Below are 17,924 nucleotides of genomic sequence, written 5' to 3'. Positions count from 1 at the left end.
CCAGCGCGGGAGAGGGGCAGTGGTCGGACGGTAGGTGGTCCTACCCCTCTCCCCGGCCCTCTTCGCGCACGCGGGAAGAGGGAGAAGACAATGGACAGCGCGACCTCGAGCAACCCCGCCGTGCAAACTCAACTCGACCGGCTCTGGTCGCTTTCCCCCGGCGCGGACATCCTCGGGCTAGAGCGCATCACGGCGCTGCTCGACCGACTCGGTAATCCGCACCACCGCCTGCCCCCGGTGATCCATGTCGCGGGCACGAACGGCAAAGGCTCGACCTGCGCGTTCCTGCGTTCGGCGATCGAAGCGTCGGGGCTTACCGCGCACGTCTACACCAGCCCGCATCTGGTCCGCTTCAACGAGCGGATCCGCCTCGCCGGCACCCTCATCACCGACGACGCCCTTGCGATCTTGCTCGCCGAAGTGCTCGATCACGCCGCCCACCTGACGGCGAGTTTCTTCGAAGTCACCACCGCAGCCGCGTTCCTCGCCTTCAGCCGCACGCCCGCCGACGTGTGCATCATCGAGGTCGGGCTTGGCGGCCGGCTCGATGCGACCAACATGGTGCCGGCGCCGATCGTCACCGGGATCGCGCAACTCGGGATCGATCATCAGAGCTTTCTCGGTGAAACGCTCGGGGAGATCGCGGGCGAAAAGGCCGGGATCGCCAAGCGCGGCGTTCCGCTCGTCACGATGCGCTATCCCGCGCCGATCGCAAAACGCGTCGCTGCGGTCGCGCGGACGGCCGGAGCCAAGCCAGCGCCCGCGGGCGACGACTGGCACTTCACGGTGGAAAGCGATCGCCTGATCTATACCGACGCCAATGGGACGATCGAAACCCCGCTCCCGCGCATGGCGGGCCCGCACCAGCCCGAGAACCTTGCGCTCGCCATCGCGCTGCTGCGGCATCAATCCACGCTTGCGATCCCAGCCGACGCCTATCGCATCGCCGCCGAGACGACGCACTGGCCCGCGCGAATGCAGCGGCTTCACCCCGGCCCGCTGCTCGACCAGCTTCCAGCAGGCAGCCAGCTCTGGCTCGACGGCGGGCACAATCCCGCCGCAGCACAGGCGATCGCGGCAGCGCTCGACGCGATTGCGCATCCCGCCGTCGGGCGGAGCGAAGTGCATCTCGTGCTCGGCATGCTCGCGAACAAGGATCCGGTCGGGCTGCTCACCCCGTTCGCGCGACTGGCGACGACGCTTCACGCGGTGCCCGTCCCGAACCACGAGCATCACGCGCCCGCTGCGCTCGCCGCGGTTGCGCATGACCTCGGGATCGCAGCCCATACCAGCGCCGACATTGCGGGTGCGTTGCGCGACATCACGACGATCGCCGATCCGGCGGAACCGCCGATCGTGCTGATTCTGGGCTCGCTCTACCTCGCCGGGGAAGCGCTTTCGGCGAATCTCGAGGCGCCAGACTGACGCACCTTTATTGCGATTGACTTGCAATAGCGAATGCCAGAGGATGCTCCTAGTAACGGAGCATCCCCTCATGAGTCTCAGCCCAGCCCCCTCGCCCAGCCCCGCACAGCGCCCGTCGGCGCTCGCCGCCAGCTTGCCGAATGCGATGCCGGAAGACCCGAATGCGCGCTTGCTGCTGTTCGCGTTCCGCCGGCTCGGCGCGAACGGCCTCAACGACGCGCACGGCGCGCAGGCGTTGTTTCACAGCTTTGGCGCAGCGTTTCGCCGGCCGTTGCTGTTGCTGCGCACGATGATGGCCGATCTCGCGCATTCCGCGACTTGCCCGATCGCGATCGCGCCGTGCTGCTGTCTGCGGATGACGAGCGCCGAGGCCGCGATCCTGACGATCGTCGCCCGCGCCGAGACCGCCCCCGAAACCGCACGGCTGCTGCTCGGTGACTTGATCGGCGTGCGTCGCCCGGACGGCGTGCTCGCCAGCATCACCGCGCTGGCGCAGGCGTTCGCCGATGCCGGGCGACCCGTTACGGCGTAACGCTGTCAGCCGGCCGGTCGCGCATCCTCGGTCTCGCCGACCGAGGCGTCGATCAGCCCCTTGCGGCTCATCCACCAGAACAGCAACACGCCCGGCAGCGCCGCGACCGTCGTCAGCAGGTAGAAGTTCACATAGCCCATCGCATCGATCAGACTGCCCGCGGTGGTGCCCGTCACGGCGCGCCCGACGATGCTCGTCGCCGCCGAGATCAGCGCATATTGTGCCGCGGTGAAGCGCGAATTGGTCAGCGCCGAGAAATAGGCGACGACGGTGACGCCGCCGATCCCGCTCGAGAAATTCTCGAAGCCGATCGCGCCCGCCATGCCGAGGTTCGAATGCCCCGCCATCGCCAGCCCGGCAAAGCTGAGGTTCGACACCATCATCAGCACGAGCGAGATCAGCACCGAGCGCTTCATGCCCAGCCGCGTATAGATCAACCCGCCGATGAAGATGCCGACGAGATAGGCGAGGAAGCCGATCCACACGTCGTAAAAGGCGATCTCGTCATTGGTGAATTTGAGCGAGTCGAACAGCAGCCGGAAAGTCAAATTGGCGAGCGTGTCCCCGATCTTGTGGATCAGAATGAACAGCAAGACGAGCAAGGCGCCCTGCCGCTGGAAGAACTGCACGAACGGCCCGATGATCGACGCGCCGAGATTCGCCATCCCGCCGCGTGCATCGGGCTCGCGGTGCCGCTCGGGCTCGCCGTAGAGCAGGCCGGCGATCATCGCGGGAAGCGCGAACAGGCCGCACAGTAGATAGGCGTTCGACCAACCAAATCGCGCCGCGACGACCAGAGCGAGCGCGCCTGCGCCCGCTGACCCAAGCCGCCAGCCATATTGCGACATGCCCGAGCCGACGCCCAACTGCCGCGGCTCGAGGATTTCGATGCGATACGCGTCGATCACGATGTCGAAGGTCGCGCCCGCCGCGCCGACCAGGATCGCCGCGATCGCAGTCGCATAAATATCGGCCTTTGGATCGACCAGGGCAAGGTTGGCGACCGCCGCCATTACCAGCAGCCCGGCGACGATCAGCCACGACACGCGCTGCCCGAGCCGCCCGATCAGCGGCAGGTGGACGCCGTCGACGACCCACGCCCAGATCCATTTGAGATTGTAGACCAGAAAGGCGAGGCTGAACGCGGTGACCGTCGACTTGGTGATGCCGCTCTGCGCCAACCGCGTCGTCAGCGTCGCGCCGATCATCGCGAACGGGAAGCCCGACGAGATCCCCAATGCCAGCGCGGCGAGCGGTGCCTTTTCAAGATACGGCCGGACACCGTCCCACCAATTCGGGTCGCGCCCGGTCACCGCATCCATTCGTCACTCGCCCCTTGCTCGTTAAAGCGCGAGACTAGCGGTAAATCACGTCGGAGGAACCTCCCAATCGTCACCCCGTTACGGACCGGGGCGAGCGATCAGCTTACGGTCACGAACAAACTGAAGCCGTTGGGCATCCGCTTGGGCTTCTTTCCCTCGAGCACGGCTTCGATTGCGGCAATCGCCGCGAGCAAATCACGCTGCGCGTAGGGCTTCGCCAGGCACCCTGCGGCGACTTCACGCCCGCCCTCGGGGCAAGAGCCCGTCACGAACAGCACCGGCACGCCGACGCCGTGCGCCGCGCGCGCGACGTCGAGTCCGCTGCCATCGGCCAAGCTGATGTCGACCAACACCAGATCGATCTCGCGCTCGCGCCCGATCACCACAAGCGCATCGGCGACGCGGTCGACCGTCGCCACCACAGAATATTCGGCATCGCGCAGGAAATGCTCGGTGTCGAACGCCACCAACGGCTCGTCTTCGACAAGCAAGAGGTTGGAAATCCGCCGCTTCTTCTTCGCGAAAAGCATCGCAGGAAATACCCGTCTTTTTTCTGGGGCCACCACAATGGTAGCGCGCGCACCGCCCTCGTTACGCACCCGTGCCTTAACGCGCGGCTACGAGATTGGGCACACATTATTTTGTGCGCACAACATGAGATAAATTGGGTATCAGGCGAGTGTGTCCAAGCCCCCTACCCCAATAGACCGCTCGAACGAGCCCCCGCGACCTTCGACGCGACCCAAAGACGAACAGAGGATCGCAAAACTGCTCGCGCGCGCCGGCGTCGCGTCTCGGCGTGAAGTCGAACGCATGATCGCCGAGGGGCGCGTCGCGCTCGATGGCGTCGTGCTCGATACGCCGGCGACGATCCTGCAATCGCTCACCGGGGTGACCGTCGATGGCGAGCCGATCGCCGCGCCAGCCGCTGCACGGCTGTTCCTCTATCACAAGCCGCCCGGCCTGCTCGTCACCGAGCGCGATCCCGCCGGGCGCCAGACGATCTACGACCAGCTGCCCGACGATCTGCCGCGGCTCGTACCCGTCGGCCGGCTCGATCTCAACACCGAGGGCTTGCTCCTCATGACCACCGATGGCGAGTTGAAGCGCCAGCTCGAACTCCCCGCGACCGGCGTCGAGCGTGCGTACCGCGCCCGCGCCTACGGCCCGATCACGCAGGAACAGCTCGAGGAGCTGATCCACGGCGTCGAGATCGAGGGCATTCGCTACGGCTCGATCAACGCCAATCTCGAGCGCCGCACCGGCGCGAACGTATGGATCGAGATGATCCTGACCGAGGGTAAGAATCGCGAAGTGCGCCGCGTGCTCGAATATCTCGGGCTCAAGGTCTCGCGGCTGATCCGTACGCGCTACGGCCCGTTCCTGCTCGGCGATCTCGCGGTCGGCGAGATTGGCGAGGTCAAGCAGCACGACGTCGTCAGCTTCCGCAAGGATCCGACGCGGAAAGGTGGCGGCGAAGCCCCCAAGCTGGTCGAGAAGCCGCGCCGCGAGCAGCGCGGGCCGCAGCAGATTCCGTCCGCGCCAAAGGCCCCGACGCCCAAGCCGCAACCCGCACGTCGAATCACCAAGACCTCGGCCAACCGCGCCGACAAGGCGGCGTTTGCCGAACCGACGCGCCAGGCGCAGCCCGGCCGCGATCCGGTCGTGCTGACCAAGGCCACCAAGGTGAAACGCTTCTACGACGCCAAGCCGAAGGCCGGCACCGAACCCGTTGCCCCGCGCGCGATCGCGCCGGGCCAGCGGCCGAAGGTGTTCAGCCCCGAGCTCGGCCGCAACGTCCGCGCCAAGCCGGGCCGCACCGCCACGCCGACCGAGACCGCCGAGCGCAAACCCGCCAAGGCGACGCCGCGCACCGCGGGCAAGGCGCGCGCCGCGCCGTCGAAGCCGGCGCGCGTGAAGATCCACAAGAGCCGGACCAGGAAGTAAGATGCGCATCATTGCCGGAAAATGGCGCGGTCGCCCGCTGGTCGCGCCCAAGGGCGAAGCGACTCGCCCGACTGCCGACCGCGTGCGCGAGGCGCTGTTCTCGATGCTCACCAGCCGCGTCGGTAGCTTCGAGGAATTGGCGGTCGCCGATTTCTTCGCAGGCTCGGGCGCGCTCGGGATCGAGGCGCTGTCGCGCGGCGCCGCGTCGTGCATCTTCGTCGAGCAGGACAAGCCCGCGCTCGACGCGCTGCGCGTGAACTTGACCAAATTGGGCGGCGCGAAGGAAATCGGCGCCGACGTCCGCGCGCAGTCGGTGCTTGCGCTGGGGCTCGCCGCCAAGCCGCTCGATCTGATCGTGATGGACCCGCCCTATGACAGCGGCGCGGGCGCGGTCGCGCTCGACAAGCTCAACCGGCTGGGGTGGATCGGCGAGGCGACGTGGATCAGCATCGAGACCGCCAAGGCCGAGCTGGTCGAGGTGGCCGGGTTCGTCGAGGACGTTTCGCGCGTGCACGGCAAGGCGCGGATCACGCTGCTGCGGCGGGCTTGAACAGATAAGCCCCTCCCCTGAAGGGGAGGGGCTTTAGATTAGCTCAAACGTGATGCGACAGCCCGAACAGCGTCAGCATCAGCCAGTACAGCCCGCCCGACAGCGCCATTGCCGCGGGCAGCGTCAGCACCCACGCCAGCGCCATGTTGCGCAGCGTCGTGATCTGCAGCCCGGCGCCATTCGCCACCGAGGCACCCGCCACGCCGCTCGTCAGGATGTGCGTCGTCGACACCGGCACCGCGATGAAATCGGCACCGGCGATCGTCGCCGCCGCGACGATCTCGGCCGCGGCACCCATGCCGTACGTCAGATGCGTCTTGCCGATCCGCTCGCCGACGGTGACGACGATCCGCTTCCAGCCGATCATCGTGCCGAGCCCGAGCGCGATCGCGACGATGATCTTCACCCAATACGGGATGTAGCGCGTGCCATGCTCGAGATTGGTGGCGTAGCTGTTGATCGCCTTGAGCTCGGCCGGCGCGAAGGTCTTCGCCGCCTTGTCCTTGTCCTTGACCGCGAGCTTGATCGTATCGAGCGCGAGATACATGTCGTTGCGCAAATTGGGCGTCGCCGCGGCGGGCACCTTCTGCAGCGTGCCATAGCCCTCGATGCGCTGGCTGACGTCGCGTGACAACGTATCGATCGCGCCGAACACCTGCGGCGACAGCACCTCGCGCACGCGCAGCGCCTTGGTCAGCGTCGTGCGCGCCGCGTCGACCGTCCCGTCCGGAGCATCGCCAGCATGCGCGCGGAATGCGCCGGCGGCCTGGTTGGCGGTCTGGACGAAGGCGGGCATGTCGCGCTCGGGCATCGTGCGATTGAGCGCATAGGCGGTCGGCGCGCAGCCGATCAGGATGAGCATGATGAGCCCCATGCCCTTCTGCCCGTCATTGCTGCCGTGGAAGAAACTCACCGCGGTGCACGTGCCGATCAGCAGCGCACGGATCCCCGGCGGCGGCGGCGTCTGGCCTTGGGGCTCCGAATACAGCTTGGGGTTCCGGATCACGCGCTTCATCAGCCACAGCAGCGCGAGCGCTCCGGCGAAGCCCATCAGCGGGCTGAAGAACAGCCCCTTGAAGACGTTGAGCGCTTGCGACCAATCGACCCCCGACGTGCCGCCGGTGTTCGCGGCGATCAGCTGGTTGGCGAAGCCGACGCCGAGCACCGAGCCGATCAGCGCATGGCTCGACGAATTGGGGAGCCCGACATACCAGGTGCCGAGGTTCCACAGCACGGCAGCGAACAGCAGCGCGAAGATCATCGCGAAACCGGCATTGCTGCCGACATGCAGGATCAGGTCGACCGGCAGCAGCGTGACGATCGTATAGGCGACCGCCCCGCTCGACAGCAGCACGCCGAGCAGATTGCAGCATCCCGACCACACCACCGCCACGGGTGCGGGAAGCGAGTGGGTATAGATGACGGTGGCAACGGCATTGGCAGTGTCGTGGAAGCCGTTGACGAATTCGAACCCCAGCGCGATCAGCAGCGCGAGCCCGAGAAACGCGAAGGTGCCGAGCGCGAGCCCCTCGCCGACGTTCGCGGTGTCGGTGAAGATGCTGTACGCGGCATAGGCGATCCCGGCGAACAGCACGCCGAAGAAGATCCAGCGCCCCGCGGGATGCAGTTTATGGTCGAGCCGTGGCCCATGCGATGCGTCCGTCGCCGATTCGGGGGACGCGAGAAAGGTGGTCGCCATGTCACCTATGGCCTTCGCTGGGTTCTGTTACGGTATGATGACAGCGCGCGGCTCGCGTGCCGTATCGGTGCCGCCGAGTCGGGAGCCAGCGCCCGGAAAATCGCGCTATTTCAAGCAATGGTCGGCTCGTAGCGCGGCACGACTTCGAGGATTCACCGCGAGCGTCGGCTCCGGTAGGCGATGCCGGGCGCATGGCGTAATGCAATTTGCGTGTCGCGCCGCCGCGCTCTAAAGCGTTTCGACGCGACCGGGGGGCGCAGGAGAGATTTGGGTGGGCACGGCTTTTATCGCGACGGCGCAAGTCGATACTGCCGAGCCTCCGCCGATCGATCCCCCCCCTGCCCCGTTCCAGCATCCACCGATTGCTGGCCCGCTGCGGATCCTCACCTATCTCTACAGTTTCGCGCCAGGCGGCGTCGAACGCGTTGCGGCACGGCTCCATGCGGCATGGAGCATGCGTGGTTTCGACGCGCAGGTCGTGCTCGCCGACGCCCGCGTCGCGCCACCGCAACCGTTGCGCGCGACGCGGCAAGTCGGCCTTCGACCGGCGGCGGGCCAGCTCGCCGGGTTCGTCGCACTCGCGCGCGGGCTTCCCGCGATGATCGGGGTGGAGCGCCCCGACATCCTGTTCTGCGCGGGCAACACCTACACCGCGCTCGCGGTCGTGCTGCGCTTGCTGCTCGGGCGGAAATGCCCGCCGATCGTCGCGAAGATCAGCAACTGCCTCGAGCGCCCCGACATGTCGCCGCCGGTGCGCGCATTCTACCGCATCTGGCTGCGCATCCAGGGGCGCTACATCGACCATTTCGTTGCGATGGCGCCCGCGATGCGCGACGAAATCGCGCAGCGGACCGGGGTCGCGGTCGACCGGATCAGCGTCATCCCCGATCCGGCATTGTGCGCGGGCGATCTCGCCCGGCTCGGCGCCGCGCGCGATGCGGCATCGCGCGGTCGCCCCGGCCGCCATTATCTCGCGGTCGGTCGGCTTGCACCGCAGAAGAATTTCGCGCTGCTGCTCGAGGCGTTCGCGCGCGTCGTGACGCCAGGCGATACGCTGACGATCCTCGGCGAAGGGCTCGAACGCGCGAGCCTCGAACGACTCGCGGCGTCGCTCGGGATTGCCGGCGCGGTGCACATGCCGGGGCATACCGACCCGCTCGACCGGTGGCTGGCGCAGGCCGACGTGTTCGTGCTGTCCTCGACCTATGAGGGCGTTCCCGCAGTGCTGATCGAGGCGCTGGCCGCCGGCTTGCCGATCGTCGCGACCGATTGCTGCGTCAGCATGCGCGATCTGCTCGGTCACGGTGCCTTCGGCGCGATCGTGCCGAAGGGCGATTGCGCGGCACTGGCGCGCGCGATGACGACCATTGCGCTCGACGATCGCGCAGTCGTCACGGCTCGGCGCGCCGCCGCCGCGGCGTTCACGGTCGAACATGCCGCCGACGCCTATCTCGACGTCATGCACACGCTCGCCGCACCGCGCCGCGCGCGGGTGGCGGGCAGGATCGACGCGCCCGCGCTCGCCGCCGAATAAGCGGAAGCGCTTGCCCGCGGGCGCGCCGTTCCCTACCTGTTCACCGATGAGTCTCCCCGCCCCTACCGATCAGGATCCGCCCTATCTGCGCGGCCTCAACGCGCCACAGCGCGACGCCGTGCTCACCACCGAGGGCCCCGTGCTCGTCCTCGCCGGCGCGGGCACCGGCAAGACCGCCGCGCTTACCGCGCGGCTCGCGCACCTGCTCAACACCCGCAAGGCCTGGCCGAGCGAGATCCTCAGCGTCACCTTCACCAACAAGGCCGCGCGCGAGATGCGCCACCGCGTCGGGATGCTCGTCGGCGACGTGGTCGAGGGGATGCCGTGGCTCGGCACCTTCCACGCGATCGGCGCGAAGATGCTGCGCCGCCATGCCGAGCTGGTCGGGCTGCAGAGCAATTTCACGATCCTCGACACCGACGACCAGCTGCGCCTGCTGAAACAGCTGATCCTGGCCGCCGATCTCGACGAGAAGCGCTGGCCGGCCCGCTCGCTCGCCGGGCTGATCGACGGCTGGAAGAATAAGGGCCTCACGCCCGCCCAGATCGATGCCGGCGAGAGCGAACTCTATGCCAATGGCCGCGGGCAGGAACTCTACGCCGCCTATCAGGCGCGCCTGGTCGCGCTCAACGCCTGCGATTTCGGCGACTTGCTGCTCCACATGCTCGTCATCCTGCAGCGCGACCGCGACGTGCTCGCCGATTACCAGCGCCGCTTCAAATACATCATGGTCGACGAGTATCAGGACACCAACAGCGTCCAGTATCTCTGGCTCCGCCTGCTCGCGCAGGAGCGCAAGAACATCGCCTGTGTCGGCGACGACGACCAGTCGATCTATTCGTGGCGCGGCGCGCAGGTCGAGAATATCCTCAAGTTCGAAAAGGATTTCCCAGGCGCCAAGATCATCCGGCTGGAGCAAAATTACCGCAGCACGCCGCACATCCTCGGCGCCGCCTCGGGCGTGATCGCCAACAATAGCGGCCGCCTCGGCAAGCAGCTCTGGACCGAGCTCGACGCGGGCGAGAAGGTCAAGGTGCTCGGCGTGTGGGACGGCCCCGAGGAAGCGCGTCGCGTCGGCGAGGAGATCGACAGCGTGCAACGCGGTGGCAAGTCGCTCGACGAGATCGCCATCCTTGTGCGCGCGCAGCACCAGACGCGCGAGTTCGAGGACCGCTTCATCGCGACCGGCATCAACTATCGCATCGTCGGCGGCTTCCGCTTCTACGAGCGCGCCGAGATTCGCGACGCGCTCGCCTATCTGCGCGTCGTCGCGCAGCCGGCCGACGATCTCGCCTTCGACCGCATCGTCAACGTCCCCAAGCGCGGCCTTGGCGACAAGGCGGTCGCCAAGATCCACCAGCTCGCGCGTGCGCAGAACGCCCCGCTCGTCACCGCCGCCGCGCGGCTGCTCGATACCGACGAACTGAGCGGCGCGGCGCGCAAATCGCTCGGCAATCTCGTGATCGACATGGCGCGGTGGCGCGCGCAGGTGACCGAGCTGCCGCATGGCGAACTCGCGCGGATCATCCTCGACGAAAGCGGCTATACCGCCGCGCTCCAGGCCGAGAAATCGGTCGAGGCGGCCGGGCGCCTCGAAAACCTCACCGAACTCGTCCGCGCGATGGAGGAATATGAGACGCTCGGCGCGTTCCTCGAACACGTTTCGCTGGTGATGGACAATGAGGCTGCGGCCGAGGAGCCCAAGGTCACGATCATGACGATTCACGCCGCCAAGGGCCTCGAATACGACACGGTGTTCCTGGTCGGCTGGGAGGAAGGGCTGTTCCCCTCGCAGCGCTCGCTCGACGAGGGCGGCACCAAGAGCCTCGAGGAGGAGCGCCGCCTCGCCTATGTCGCGATCACGCGCGCACGGCGCCGCGCGATCATCCTCCACGCCGCCAACCGCCGCATCTACGGCCAGTGGACGAGCAGCATCCCGAGCCGCTTCGTCGGCGAACTCCCGCCCGAGCATATCGAAGCCGAGTCGAGCATGGCGGGCGGCGAGAGCCTGTGGCGCGCCAATTGGTCCGAACGCGCCGATCCCTTCGCCGACGTCGCGCGCGGCACCGGCCGCGGCCCGGGGTGGCAGCGCGCGGCGGGCGTCGATTCCGCCAAGCCCGGCGGTGGCTACACGAACCGAACTTTCACGCGCGAGCCAAGCCGCGTCCAGGAATCGCGCGCTTCGGCGGTGAGCCTCGGCAACAAGGGCCGCGCCGACGTTTCGGTCGGGATGCGCGTGTTCCACCAGAAGTTCGGCTATGGCGCGATCGCCGAGATCGAGGGCAACAAGCTCGAGATCGACTTCGAGAGCGCCGGGCGCAAACGCGTGATGGATACGTTCGTGACGGTAGAGGCTTAGCCGCGACCGCAATCGTTGACCCGGCGACGGCCGGGGCCGCCAGATCGGGCGCGAGACGCGGAGATGCAGCAAAGCGAGGAGAACGGACACCGCCGCCGCGCCATCGCACTGCGCGGTACGGCTCGCCGAGCCCGCGTCCGCGCAACGCGTCTTACCAGCGCCTAGCGCGCCACGGCGCGCACCGGCACCAACACGTTGCACAGGTCCGTCGCACCCGCGGGCACCGTGAAGAACGGCCCGCCGCGATTGGCCCGCGCCTCTAGCGTCGCGGCGAAGACCGGCGCATCGGGGCGCAGATATTCAAACGCCGGGCGTTCCGCCGCGGGCAGATCGGCCGCGATCGCAATCCGCTGGATCGGCACGCGTTGCTTTGGATCCTCGTACAACCCGAGCCCCCCGCCCGTCCCGCGCGGCAAGGCCGAGAGCGCCGCCATCCCGTCGATCACGCGCCCGACCAGCGCGATATTGCGGTCGAGATGCCGCGGAGCGTGCCCGATCACGGTATAGAGATCGCCCCCCGTCCCGGTGTCTGGCGCAAGATCACGCGCCACGCCGACCATGCCGTAGCAATGCGGCAGCCATTGCCGCGTGCCATCCCCCGCCACCGCCCAGCCGCTCGGCGTGAAGCCGGTGCGGCTGGCATAGGCATCGCGATACGGATTGGCGACGGCGACGCCGTGCGCACCCCACGCCCATTCATATTCGGCGGGCGGCCTGGTCGTGATCCCGGCGGCAGGCGGCTTCTTCTCGGTCGCATCGCCCCATTGCGTGACGTAATTGTCCTGGACGCGGTAGACGGTCGCGTCCTTCCACCAACCGCTCCGCGCGATCGTGCGGATATTGGCGACGTGTACCGGGGCAAAAGCGGGGGCGAGCCAGATCACGCTGCGACGTCCGTCGGCAAAGTCGATCAGCAGCAGATCCTGCGGGTCGATCGCGCCCCAGGCACTCGCCGGAGCGGCGGCGGCGAGCTGCGCCGCGGTCGGCTTCGGGGCGGGCGCGGGCGCGGCCTGGGCGGCGGCGAGCAGGGCGAAAAGCGGGAGCAGCATCGGCATCACGCCAACCTGCCCGCTCGGCACGGCGGCGGCAATCCCTGTCGCGCGCAGCAGAATGCTTGCACAGCGGGCAGCGACGCTCTAGGGCCACCCTCCTGTCCAGGACATGCGGAGCGGTGGCCGAGTGGTCGAAGGCGCTCGCCTGGAAAGTGAGTATACGTCAAAAGCGTATCGAGGGTTCGAATCCCTCCCGCTCCGCCACCAAGTCTCTGTTTTTGCAGAGATATTTGGGAAACCCACTGAGTCCAAATCAACAGAATTCTGACTCTCCAAGTACGGTTTTGGCCATTTTCGCGCAAATTTGCTTGATCGTTCTCTGTTCGTACCGCTCTCAAATGGTTTCGTAGTGAATTCAGCAGGTTATGACCGACCATATTGCCGATTTCGAATATGATTTGCTCCGCCAGCCAGTCTTTATAGACTCAGATACCGATGAAAGTGTTCCCCGAGATCGGGGGAAACGGCGCAAAACTGCGTGATATCATTGCAGACTCGGTACCGCGGAGAAATTTTGCCCCCGACCAAATCCCCTAATTGGACGAATATTCTCCGGCGCGACGGTAGCCAGTACGGAATTCATTCCTGTCGCGTACCGATAAGAATCATGGACAATTCTTCGGACCAATGTGCGGTGGACCCCGCATTCACATAGCGCGGTAGCGGTCGGTGCGTACGGCCTAGTCGTGTTTAGGAAACGAACGAGCGAGTCCTAGGCTTTCCGTGCCGCGACGCGTTTGGCACCGTATCGAAAAAAAACGACAAGGAACGGTTAGCTTCGCTGCCGCGATTCTCATCACCTTTTAATGACTTAATAGCGGTTTTCCGTCCCACCGCTATCAGCGAAACGGCAGTGAAATGGCAGGGAAAGAATATCCATAGTATCGTCGTCGTCGAATTCGATCGTTTTGTTGACAACGAAAGTAGTACCTAATTATTTTAAATATATTTGCTAGCAAGGTTGGTCAGGCTTTGCTAAATCATCGATGTCGAGAGGGAGATTGGCGTGACGACGCGCGGTCAACCTTTCGGCTGGCCCTCGTTGTCGCATGGAAATTTGCAGCGGCTACGGAAAGGCCAAAAAATGACTACTCGACAAAAACCGGCCGGTGGAACGACCGACAATATTTCTACAATTCTTCGCCACAATGTGCGGCTCGACCGCATAGAATATATCCGAGTCGACGCCCTGAACAGCTACGGTCGCAAGCTGCGGCGCCGAGTCAAAGGCACGATCGAGGCGCTTAAAGCATCGCTCCAGGCGTTCGGCATCGTTTCACCTATTTTAATAGACGCGAGCAATACCATCATTGGTGGTGAGGCGATCGTTGAGGCGGCGCGCGCACTCGGCTATGTTGACGTACCGACCATCCGCGTCGAGCACCTCGATGAAGCGGAAGTGCGCTTTCTCCGGCTTGCTTTGAACAAGCTGAGCGAAAACAGTCGGTGGGACGAGGTCGAACTTGCGGTCGAGTTCACCGAACTCATCGAGATGGACACGGTGCTGGCTTATGAGGTGACAGGCTTCAGCACGCCTGAGATCGATAACCTTCTCTATCCATCCTCGGTCGAGTCGGAACTCGATCCCGACGACGATCTTAGCGAGGTTGGAAAACCGGGAATGGCTGTGAGCCGTATTGGCGATGTCTGGCAACTTGGTCGCCACCGCGTGCTTTGCGGTTCGTCGCTGGACCACGGAGACCTAGCCATCCTGATGGACGGGCAGATCGCAAGCATGGTTCTCACCGACCATCCCTACAATCTAAAGATAGATGGCTTCGTGAGTGGCAATGGAAAGAATAAAAATAGGGAGTTTGTTCAAGCCAGTGGAGATTTGAGCGAAGAACAGTTCACTGATTTTTTGTCGACTAGTATCGCAGCTCTTGCTGCGCGATGCCGTGATGGTGCTTTGCTATATATGTTTATGGATTTTCGGCATCAGTGGGAGATGATGACCGGAGTTCGCGCAGCGCACCTGGCTCTTCTAAGCATGGCAGTGTGGGTGAAGGCCTCGGGAGGAATGGGCTCATTTTACCGGTCGCAGCACGAGCTCTGTTACATCGCGAAGAAGGGCAAGGCTCCGCATACGAACAACATCCAGCTCGGGCGATTTGGAAGGACGAGGACCACCTGCTGGTTCTATCCAGGCGTAAATACCTTCGGCGCAGGGCGTGATGAGCTTCTTGCGATGCATTCCACTTGCAAAAACGTTTCAATGCTCGCCGATGCAATCCGCGATGCGACTAATCGTGGCGAAGTTGTGCTCGATGGCTTTCTAGGCAGCGGGTCCACGCTGATCGCCGCTGAGCGAACCGATCGTGTCTGTCGCGGCGTCGAACTCGATCCCCTGTACGTCGATACAATCGTCCATCGATGGGAAAAGGCTACTGGCCAAAAGGCGGCGCTCATCGCGAGCGGTGAAACCTTCGATCAGGTAGAAATGCGTCGCGCTGCCGAGGCACTCCCTCAAGTCAACGCAGTAAATCCGCGTCCGCGCGTCCGCCCCGTCGTCTGAGCTCATCAAGGTAATTTTGTCATGCCGTTCCGTCCGATCGTTCCCGCCGCCACGCCTATCGGAGGAGGTGTACCGAAGCTCGCCCCCCCCGCCCTGGTCGAGTCCCCCCCGGCGGCGAAAGCCATCGCCAACCCGCCAGCGCGCATCCGGTCGGCGACGGCGGGACGATCCGAGCCAGAACCGGAACCGAAGCGTCGTCATCACAAATCCAAAATTGCCGAGACCAATTTGGATGAAAACGGAGACTACATCATCGGTAAATGGAGGCCGCCAATTAAGTACCAATGGACGAAGGGTCAGTCTGGAAATGCACGTGGCCCGAAACCTCGAAAAGCCATCGACCCCGAGACTGCGCTTAATGACGCAATCCTGGCGGAGTTCGCAACGATTGCGAACGGCGAAAAGGCTATGACGAATCTTGGGTTGTTTGCGCTTAACAGTTTGAAGGCGAGAGCCGCACAAAAGGATCGAAAGGCGGCCGAGTTCCTGCTCGACCTTTACTACGCCAAACTGCGTGAACGTAAGCCACAGAATGAGGGCGCCGGGTTGCTGCCTGAGGAGCAGGCCATCATCGACGCCTTGTTGAACACCGCCGGGTGGGAGGAAATGCCGGACATTCGCAAGCGTCTTACGTCTTCGGACGCCCCGGAGCCAGACGATGAATGACCCCAACATCGTTTCGTCAGCAGCATTCCAGCGCGCGCTACATGATGAACTGATGCGGCGCTCGCTCGCTGACTTTCACGCCGCCGGGTTTAGCATGCTGCACGGCGGCGAGAAGCTGGTCGCGGCGCCACATGTTGAGGCGATGGCCCATGTTTTGACTCGCCTCGCCAAGGGCGAGATCAAGCGCTTGATTATTACGCTGCCGCCGCGCCACGGCAAGTCCGAGCTGACGTCCAACTCTTTCGTGGCTTGGTTGCTTGGGCATGATCCAACAGCAAAGATCACGGTGGTTAGTTACGGGGCGGATCTGTCCGTCCCGCTGGTCGATGGGGCGCGCACTATCGTCAAACATCCGCGCTATCAGCGGTTGTTTCCCGATACCCGAATCCGCCGCGATCATGACCGCGCCGGGTTCATCAAAACCACCCAAGGAGGTAGTATCCGAGCCGCATCGCGGCTCGGCGCAATGACCGGTCTGGGAACCCATTACCTTATCTCCGACGACTGGCAGAAGGCTGGCGAGGTCATTTCCGCGATCGAGCGTGAAAACTCGATCGATACCTTTCGCAAGACGTTTTTAAACAGGTTCGACAATCTCGCGGACGGTCGCATGGTCATCGTGCAGCAGCGTTTGCACGAAGAGGATCTGGTAGGATGGGCGCTCGAGCATGGTGACTGGTACCACCTCAATCTGCCTGGCATCGCGGTTCAGAAGCAAGACATTCCGTTAGCGCTAGGCAAGGTGTGGCAGCGTAAAACGGGCGATCTGCTTTGCCCGGCGATTGCCCCACAGTCGGTCTACGACTGGTGGAAACAGACGATGACCCCGGCCGATTATGAAGCGCAGGTCCAGCAAGATCCGGGCTCCGGCGGAGGAGGTCTGGTAGATTGGGGATGGTTCAGCTCCTACGAAAATCGCCCACCCCGCACATTCTTCGAGAGGGTCGTTCAAAGTATCGACCTTGCATCGTCAGACGCTACGACCAGAAGCTCTTGGTCGGTCGGTATGACGTGGGGCTACCGAAAAGGGCTGTGGTATCTCCTTGATCTGTTCAGAGCAAAAGAAGACTTTAACGAGCAGGTCGATCGTGTCCTGCACTGGCATCGACACTGGAAAGCCGACGTGCTGTTGATCGAACGCGCTTCGAACGGCGGACCGTTATACGACTTGGTAAAGGCTGCAAGGTTGCCTGGCCTCGTACGCCTGCCAAAGCCGACGGTATCGAAACGAGCGCGCCTCGAAGCAGCTACCGTTCATTTGCGGACCGGAAAATTCTTGTTGCCCGAAAACGCTGAATGGCTTCCTGCATTGCGTCGCGAACTGTTGGGGTTTCCTGACGCCTCGTCGGACGATCAGGTCGATGCTCTATCGCAGTTCGTCAATTGGACGTTCGAGAAGCAAGATTGGATCGGGGCCAAGCGCGATGCCAACGGGCGACGGATGGAAGTTAGACGTCCGACCCGCAAACCGCGCTTTTACGATGGCAACCTATCATCAGCCGACTTCATGCACGAGAGCGACGATTAAATGGTTGGCGCGTGACGCTCTCCAGACACCGCTCCAGTATGCGGGCGTGCCCGTGCTAATCAAGTCTGTCCGCGCAACCGTTGAACCAAAACGACCATCGCCATCGTGTCGAGCCGGCAATAATCCAGCAGTCCGCGGCGGAGCACTGTTCGCCGCTCGGGCGGGGTCTCGCCGATGATTAACTCAAGATACGCATCCTGCGCCTCGACACCCGACTTCGTACCATCGAGAGTCGCATAATCCAGCTCGGGCACGAGCGTTGGAAGCACGGCCTTGATTGACCAGCTACCGCGCATGTCTCGGTGGTAGTAATGCCGCCGCGCGACCAGCAGCAGATCGACCAAGCGGTCGGCGAGCGTGCGCAGCGTCGTGGCGTGTTGGGCAACAGCGCTCGCCAGCCGCAAAAGGCACGAGCGCTCGAACGGCGCGTTCCACGCGATTACCGCCCCGGTCGCCGGCAAGCTCGCGAGCGCTGCCGCGCAAGCCGCACGCGGATCAGCGCCGTCGGTCGACAGGAACTCGGTGTGCTCTAGGCCCCCTTCCCCGCGATCGATATGCGCAGAGAACTGAAACGGGATCTGCTGATAGGGGCTGGTCCCAAGCCAGCGCGGAACGGCAAACGCGATTGTCTCGAAGTCGAGGAACGTCCGCGGATAAGCCCAGCCGTCGGTCTCGTTGGATGCGCCGGTGACAAAGCAGGCCATCGGAACGCCGGCGCGGTGCTGAGCGTGGCGGAGTAAAATCCAGCCGTTGGTAAGGCTGCTTCTTTTAGGAGCGGCCGGGGATGTTTGGCGT

14 protein-coding genes and 1 tRNA gene are annotated in these 17,924 nt (G+C 64.4%); 10 read left to right on the top strand and 5 right to left on the bottom strand.

All coding sequences use genetic code 11. The annotated features are described in order from the left end of the window. Window positions 1-90: 90 nt before the first annotated feature. Both ACP7C5_RS04905 and ACP7C5_RS04900 read left to right on the top strand, forming a co-directional pair. The gene (locus ACP7C5_RS04905) at window positions 91-1,425 is read left to right on the top strand and encodes a bifunctional folylpolyglutamate synthase/dihydrofolate synthase (protein WP_426263396.1); all 1,335 of its coding nucleotides are present in this window, start codon (window positions 91-93) and stop codon (window positions 1,423-1,425) included. A gap of 70 nt (window positions 1,426-1,495) precedes the next feature. Then, window positions 1,496-1,957 carry a DUF6628 family protein gene (locus ACP7C5_RS04900; protein WP_426263395.1) on the top strand — a complete coding sequence of 154 codons (462 nt, stop codon included), beginning with the start codon at window positions 1,496-1,498 and terminating at the stop codon, window positions 1,955-1,957. Between the two features lie 5 nt (window positions 1,958-1,962). Here the strand turns inward: ACP7C5_RS04900 and ACP7C5_RS04895 are convergent, their stop codons facing one another. Further along, window positions 1,963-3,279, bottom strand: coding sequence for an AmpG family muropeptide MFS transporter (locus ACP7C5_RS04895; RefSeq protein WP_426263394.1), 1,317 nt, complete (start codon window positions 3,277-3,279; stop codon window positions 1,963-1,965). Between the two features lie 98 nt (window positions 3,280-3,377). After that, on the bottom strand, window positions 3,378-3,809 hold the full coding sequence (locus tag ACP7C5_RS04890; protein WP_133188990.1) for a response regulator: 432 nt from the start codon (window positions 3,807-3,809) through the stop codon (window positions 3,378-3,380). 283 nt (window positions 3,810-4,092) lie between these two features. Here ACP7C5_RS04890 and ACP7C5_RS04885 point away from each other — a divergent pair, with 283 nt between their 5' ends. Next, window positions 4,093-5,226, top strand: coding sequence for a pseudouridine synthase (locus ACP7C5_RS04885; protein WP_229839200.1), 1,134 nt, complete (start codon window positions 4,093-4,095; stop codon window positions 5,224-5,226). 1 nt (window position 5,227) lies between these two features. Further along, complete coding sequence (gene rsmD / locus ACP7C5_RS04880) at window positions 5,228-5,776, top strand: 16S rRNA (guanine(966)-N(2))-methyltransferase RsmD (RefSeq protein WP_133188992.1); 549 nt, start codon at window positions 5,228-5,230, stop codon at window positions 5,774-5,776. Window positions 5,777-5,819: 43 nt separating this feature from the next. Here the strand turns inward: rsmD and ACP7C5_RS04875 are convergent, their stop codons facing one another. Next, complete coding sequence (locus tag ACP7C5_RS04875; protein ID WP_426263393.1) at window positions 5,820-7,475, bottom strand: inorganic phosphate transporter; 1,656 nt, start codon at window positions 7,473-7,475, stop codon at window positions 5,820-5,822. A 271-nt stretch (window positions 7,476-7,746) separates the two neighbouring features. On the opposite strand from ACP7C5_RS04875, the gene ACP7C5_RS04870 reads away from it, so the two are divergent. Together ACP7C5_RS04870 and ACP7C5_RS04865 are read left to right on the top strand one after the other, a co-directional pair. Beyond that, window positions 7,747-9,009 carry a glycosyltransferase gene (locus ACP7C5_RS04870; protein ID WP_426263392.1) on the top strand — a complete coding sequence of 421 codons (1,263 nt, stop codon included), beginning with the start codon at window positions 7,747-7,749 and terminating at the stop codon, window positions 9,007-9,009. 46 nt (window positions 9,010-9,055) lie between these two features. Then, window positions 9,056-11,368: an ATP-dependent helicase gene (locus ACP7C5_RS04865; RefSeq protein ID WP_322163097.1), complete on the top strand. Its 2,313-nt coding sequence runs from the start codon at window positions 9,056-9,058 to the stop codon at window positions 11,366-11,368. 161 nt (window positions 11,369-11,529) lie between these two features. On the opposite strand, the gene ACP7C5_RS04860 is transcribed toward ACP7C5_RS04865, so the two are convergent. Then, entirely contained in the window at window positions 11,530-12,423 is an 894-nt protein-coding gene (locus ACP7C5_RS04860; protein ID WP_426263391.1) for a peptidylprolyl isomerase, read from the bottom strand. Window positions 12,424-12,533: 110 nt separating this feature from the next. On the opposite strand from ACP7C5_RS04860, the gene ACP7C5_RS04855 reads away from it, so the two are divergent. The 4 genes from ACP7C5_RS04855 to ACP7C5_RS04840 all read left to right on the top strand — a co-directional run bounded on the left by ACP7C5_RS04855 (window position 12,534) and on the right by ACP7C5_RS04840 (window position 17,129). Next, a tRNA-Ser gene (locus ACP7C5_RS04855) sits at window positions 12,534-12,624 on the top strand. A gap of 802 nt (window positions 12,625-13,426) precedes the next feature. After that, window positions 13,427-14,935 carry a site-specific DNA-methyltransferase gene (locus ACP7C5_RS04850; RefSeq protein WP_426263390.1) on the top strand — a complete coding sequence of 503 codons (1,509 nt, stop codon included), beginning with the start codon at window positions 13,427-13,429 and terminating at the stop codon, window positions 14,933-14,935. A 21-nt stretch (window positions 14,936-14,956) separates the two neighbouring features. Continuing rightward, on the top strand, window positions 14,957-15,601 hold the full coding sequence (locus ACP7C5_RS04845) for a DUF5681 domain-containing protein (RefSeq protein ID WP_426263389.1): 645 nt from the start codon (window positions 14,957-14,959) through the stop codon (window positions 15,599-15,601). Further along, entirely contained in the window at window positions 15,594-17,129 is a 1,536-nt protein-coding gene (locus ACP7C5_RS04840) for a hypothetical protein (RefSeq protein ID WP_426263388.1), read from the top strand. The genes ACP7C5_RS04845 and ACP7C5_RS04840 overlap by 8 nt, the downstream gene beginning before the upstream one ends. 59 nt (window positions 17,130-17,188) lie before the next feature. On the opposite strand, the gene ACP7C5_RS04835 is transcribed toward ACP7C5_RS04840, so the two are convergent. Beyond that, the coding region (locus ACP7C5_RS04835; RefSeq protein ID WP_426263387.1) for a DUF2779 domain-containing protein at window positions 17,189-17,924 on the bottom strand (736 nt) is incomplete at its 5' end.

The organism is Sphingomonas sp. PWP1-2 (assembly GCF_049898305.1).
GTDB lineage: Bacteria > Pseudomonadota > Alphaproteobacteria > Sphingomonadales > Sphingomonadaceae > Sphingomonas > Sphingomonas glacialis.
Note: the sequence above shows the minus strand (reverse complement) of the source record. Positions and strands in the feature narration are given on the sequence as shown.

Coding starts and splice junctions, on each gene's coding strand:
- ACP7C5_RS04905 (WP_426263396.1), top strand. CDS start 91: ATGGACAGCGCGACCTCGAGCAACCCCGCCGTGCAAACTCAACTCGAC.
- ACP7C5_RS04900 (WP_426263395.1), top strand. CDS start 1,496: ATGAGTCTCAGCCCAGCCCCCTCGCCCAGCCCCGCACAGCGCCCGTCG.
- ACP7C5_RS04895 (WP_426263394.1), bottom strand. CDS start 3,279: ATGGATGCGGTGACCGGGCGCGACCCGAATTGGTGGGACGGTGTCCGG.
- ACP7C5_RS04890 (WP_133188990.1), bottom strand. CDS start 3,809: ATGCTTTTCGCGAAGAAGAAGCGGCGGATTTCCAACCTCTTGCTTGTC.
- ACP7C5_RS04885 (WP_229839200.1), top strand. CDS start 4,093: ATGATCGCCGAGGGGCGCGTCGCGCTCGATGGCGTCGTGCTCGATACG.
- rsmD (WP_133188992.1), top strand. CDS start 5,228: ATGCGCATCATTGCCGGAAAATGGCGCGGTCGCCCGCTGGTCGCGCCC.
- ACP7C5_RS04875 (WP_426263393.1), bottom strand. CDS start 7,475: ATGGCGACCACCTTTCTCGCGTCCCCCGAATCGGCGACGGACGCATCG.
- ACP7C5_RS04865 (WP_322163097.1), top strand. CDS start 9,056: ATGAGTCTCCCCGCCCCTACCGATCAGGATCCGCCCTATCTGCGCGGC.
- ACP7C5_RS04860 (WP_426263391.1), bottom strand. CDS start 12,423: ATGCCGATGCTGCTCCCGCTTTTCGCCCTGCTCGCCGCCGCCCAGGCC.
- ACP7C5_RS04845 (WP_426263389.1), top strand. CDS start 14,957: ATGCCGTTCCGTCCGATCGTTCCCGCCGCCACGCCTATCGGAGGAGGT.
- ACP7C5_RS04840 (WP_426263388.1), top strand. CDS start 15,594: ATGAATGACCCCAACATCGTTTCGTCAGCAGCATTCCAGCGCGCGCTA.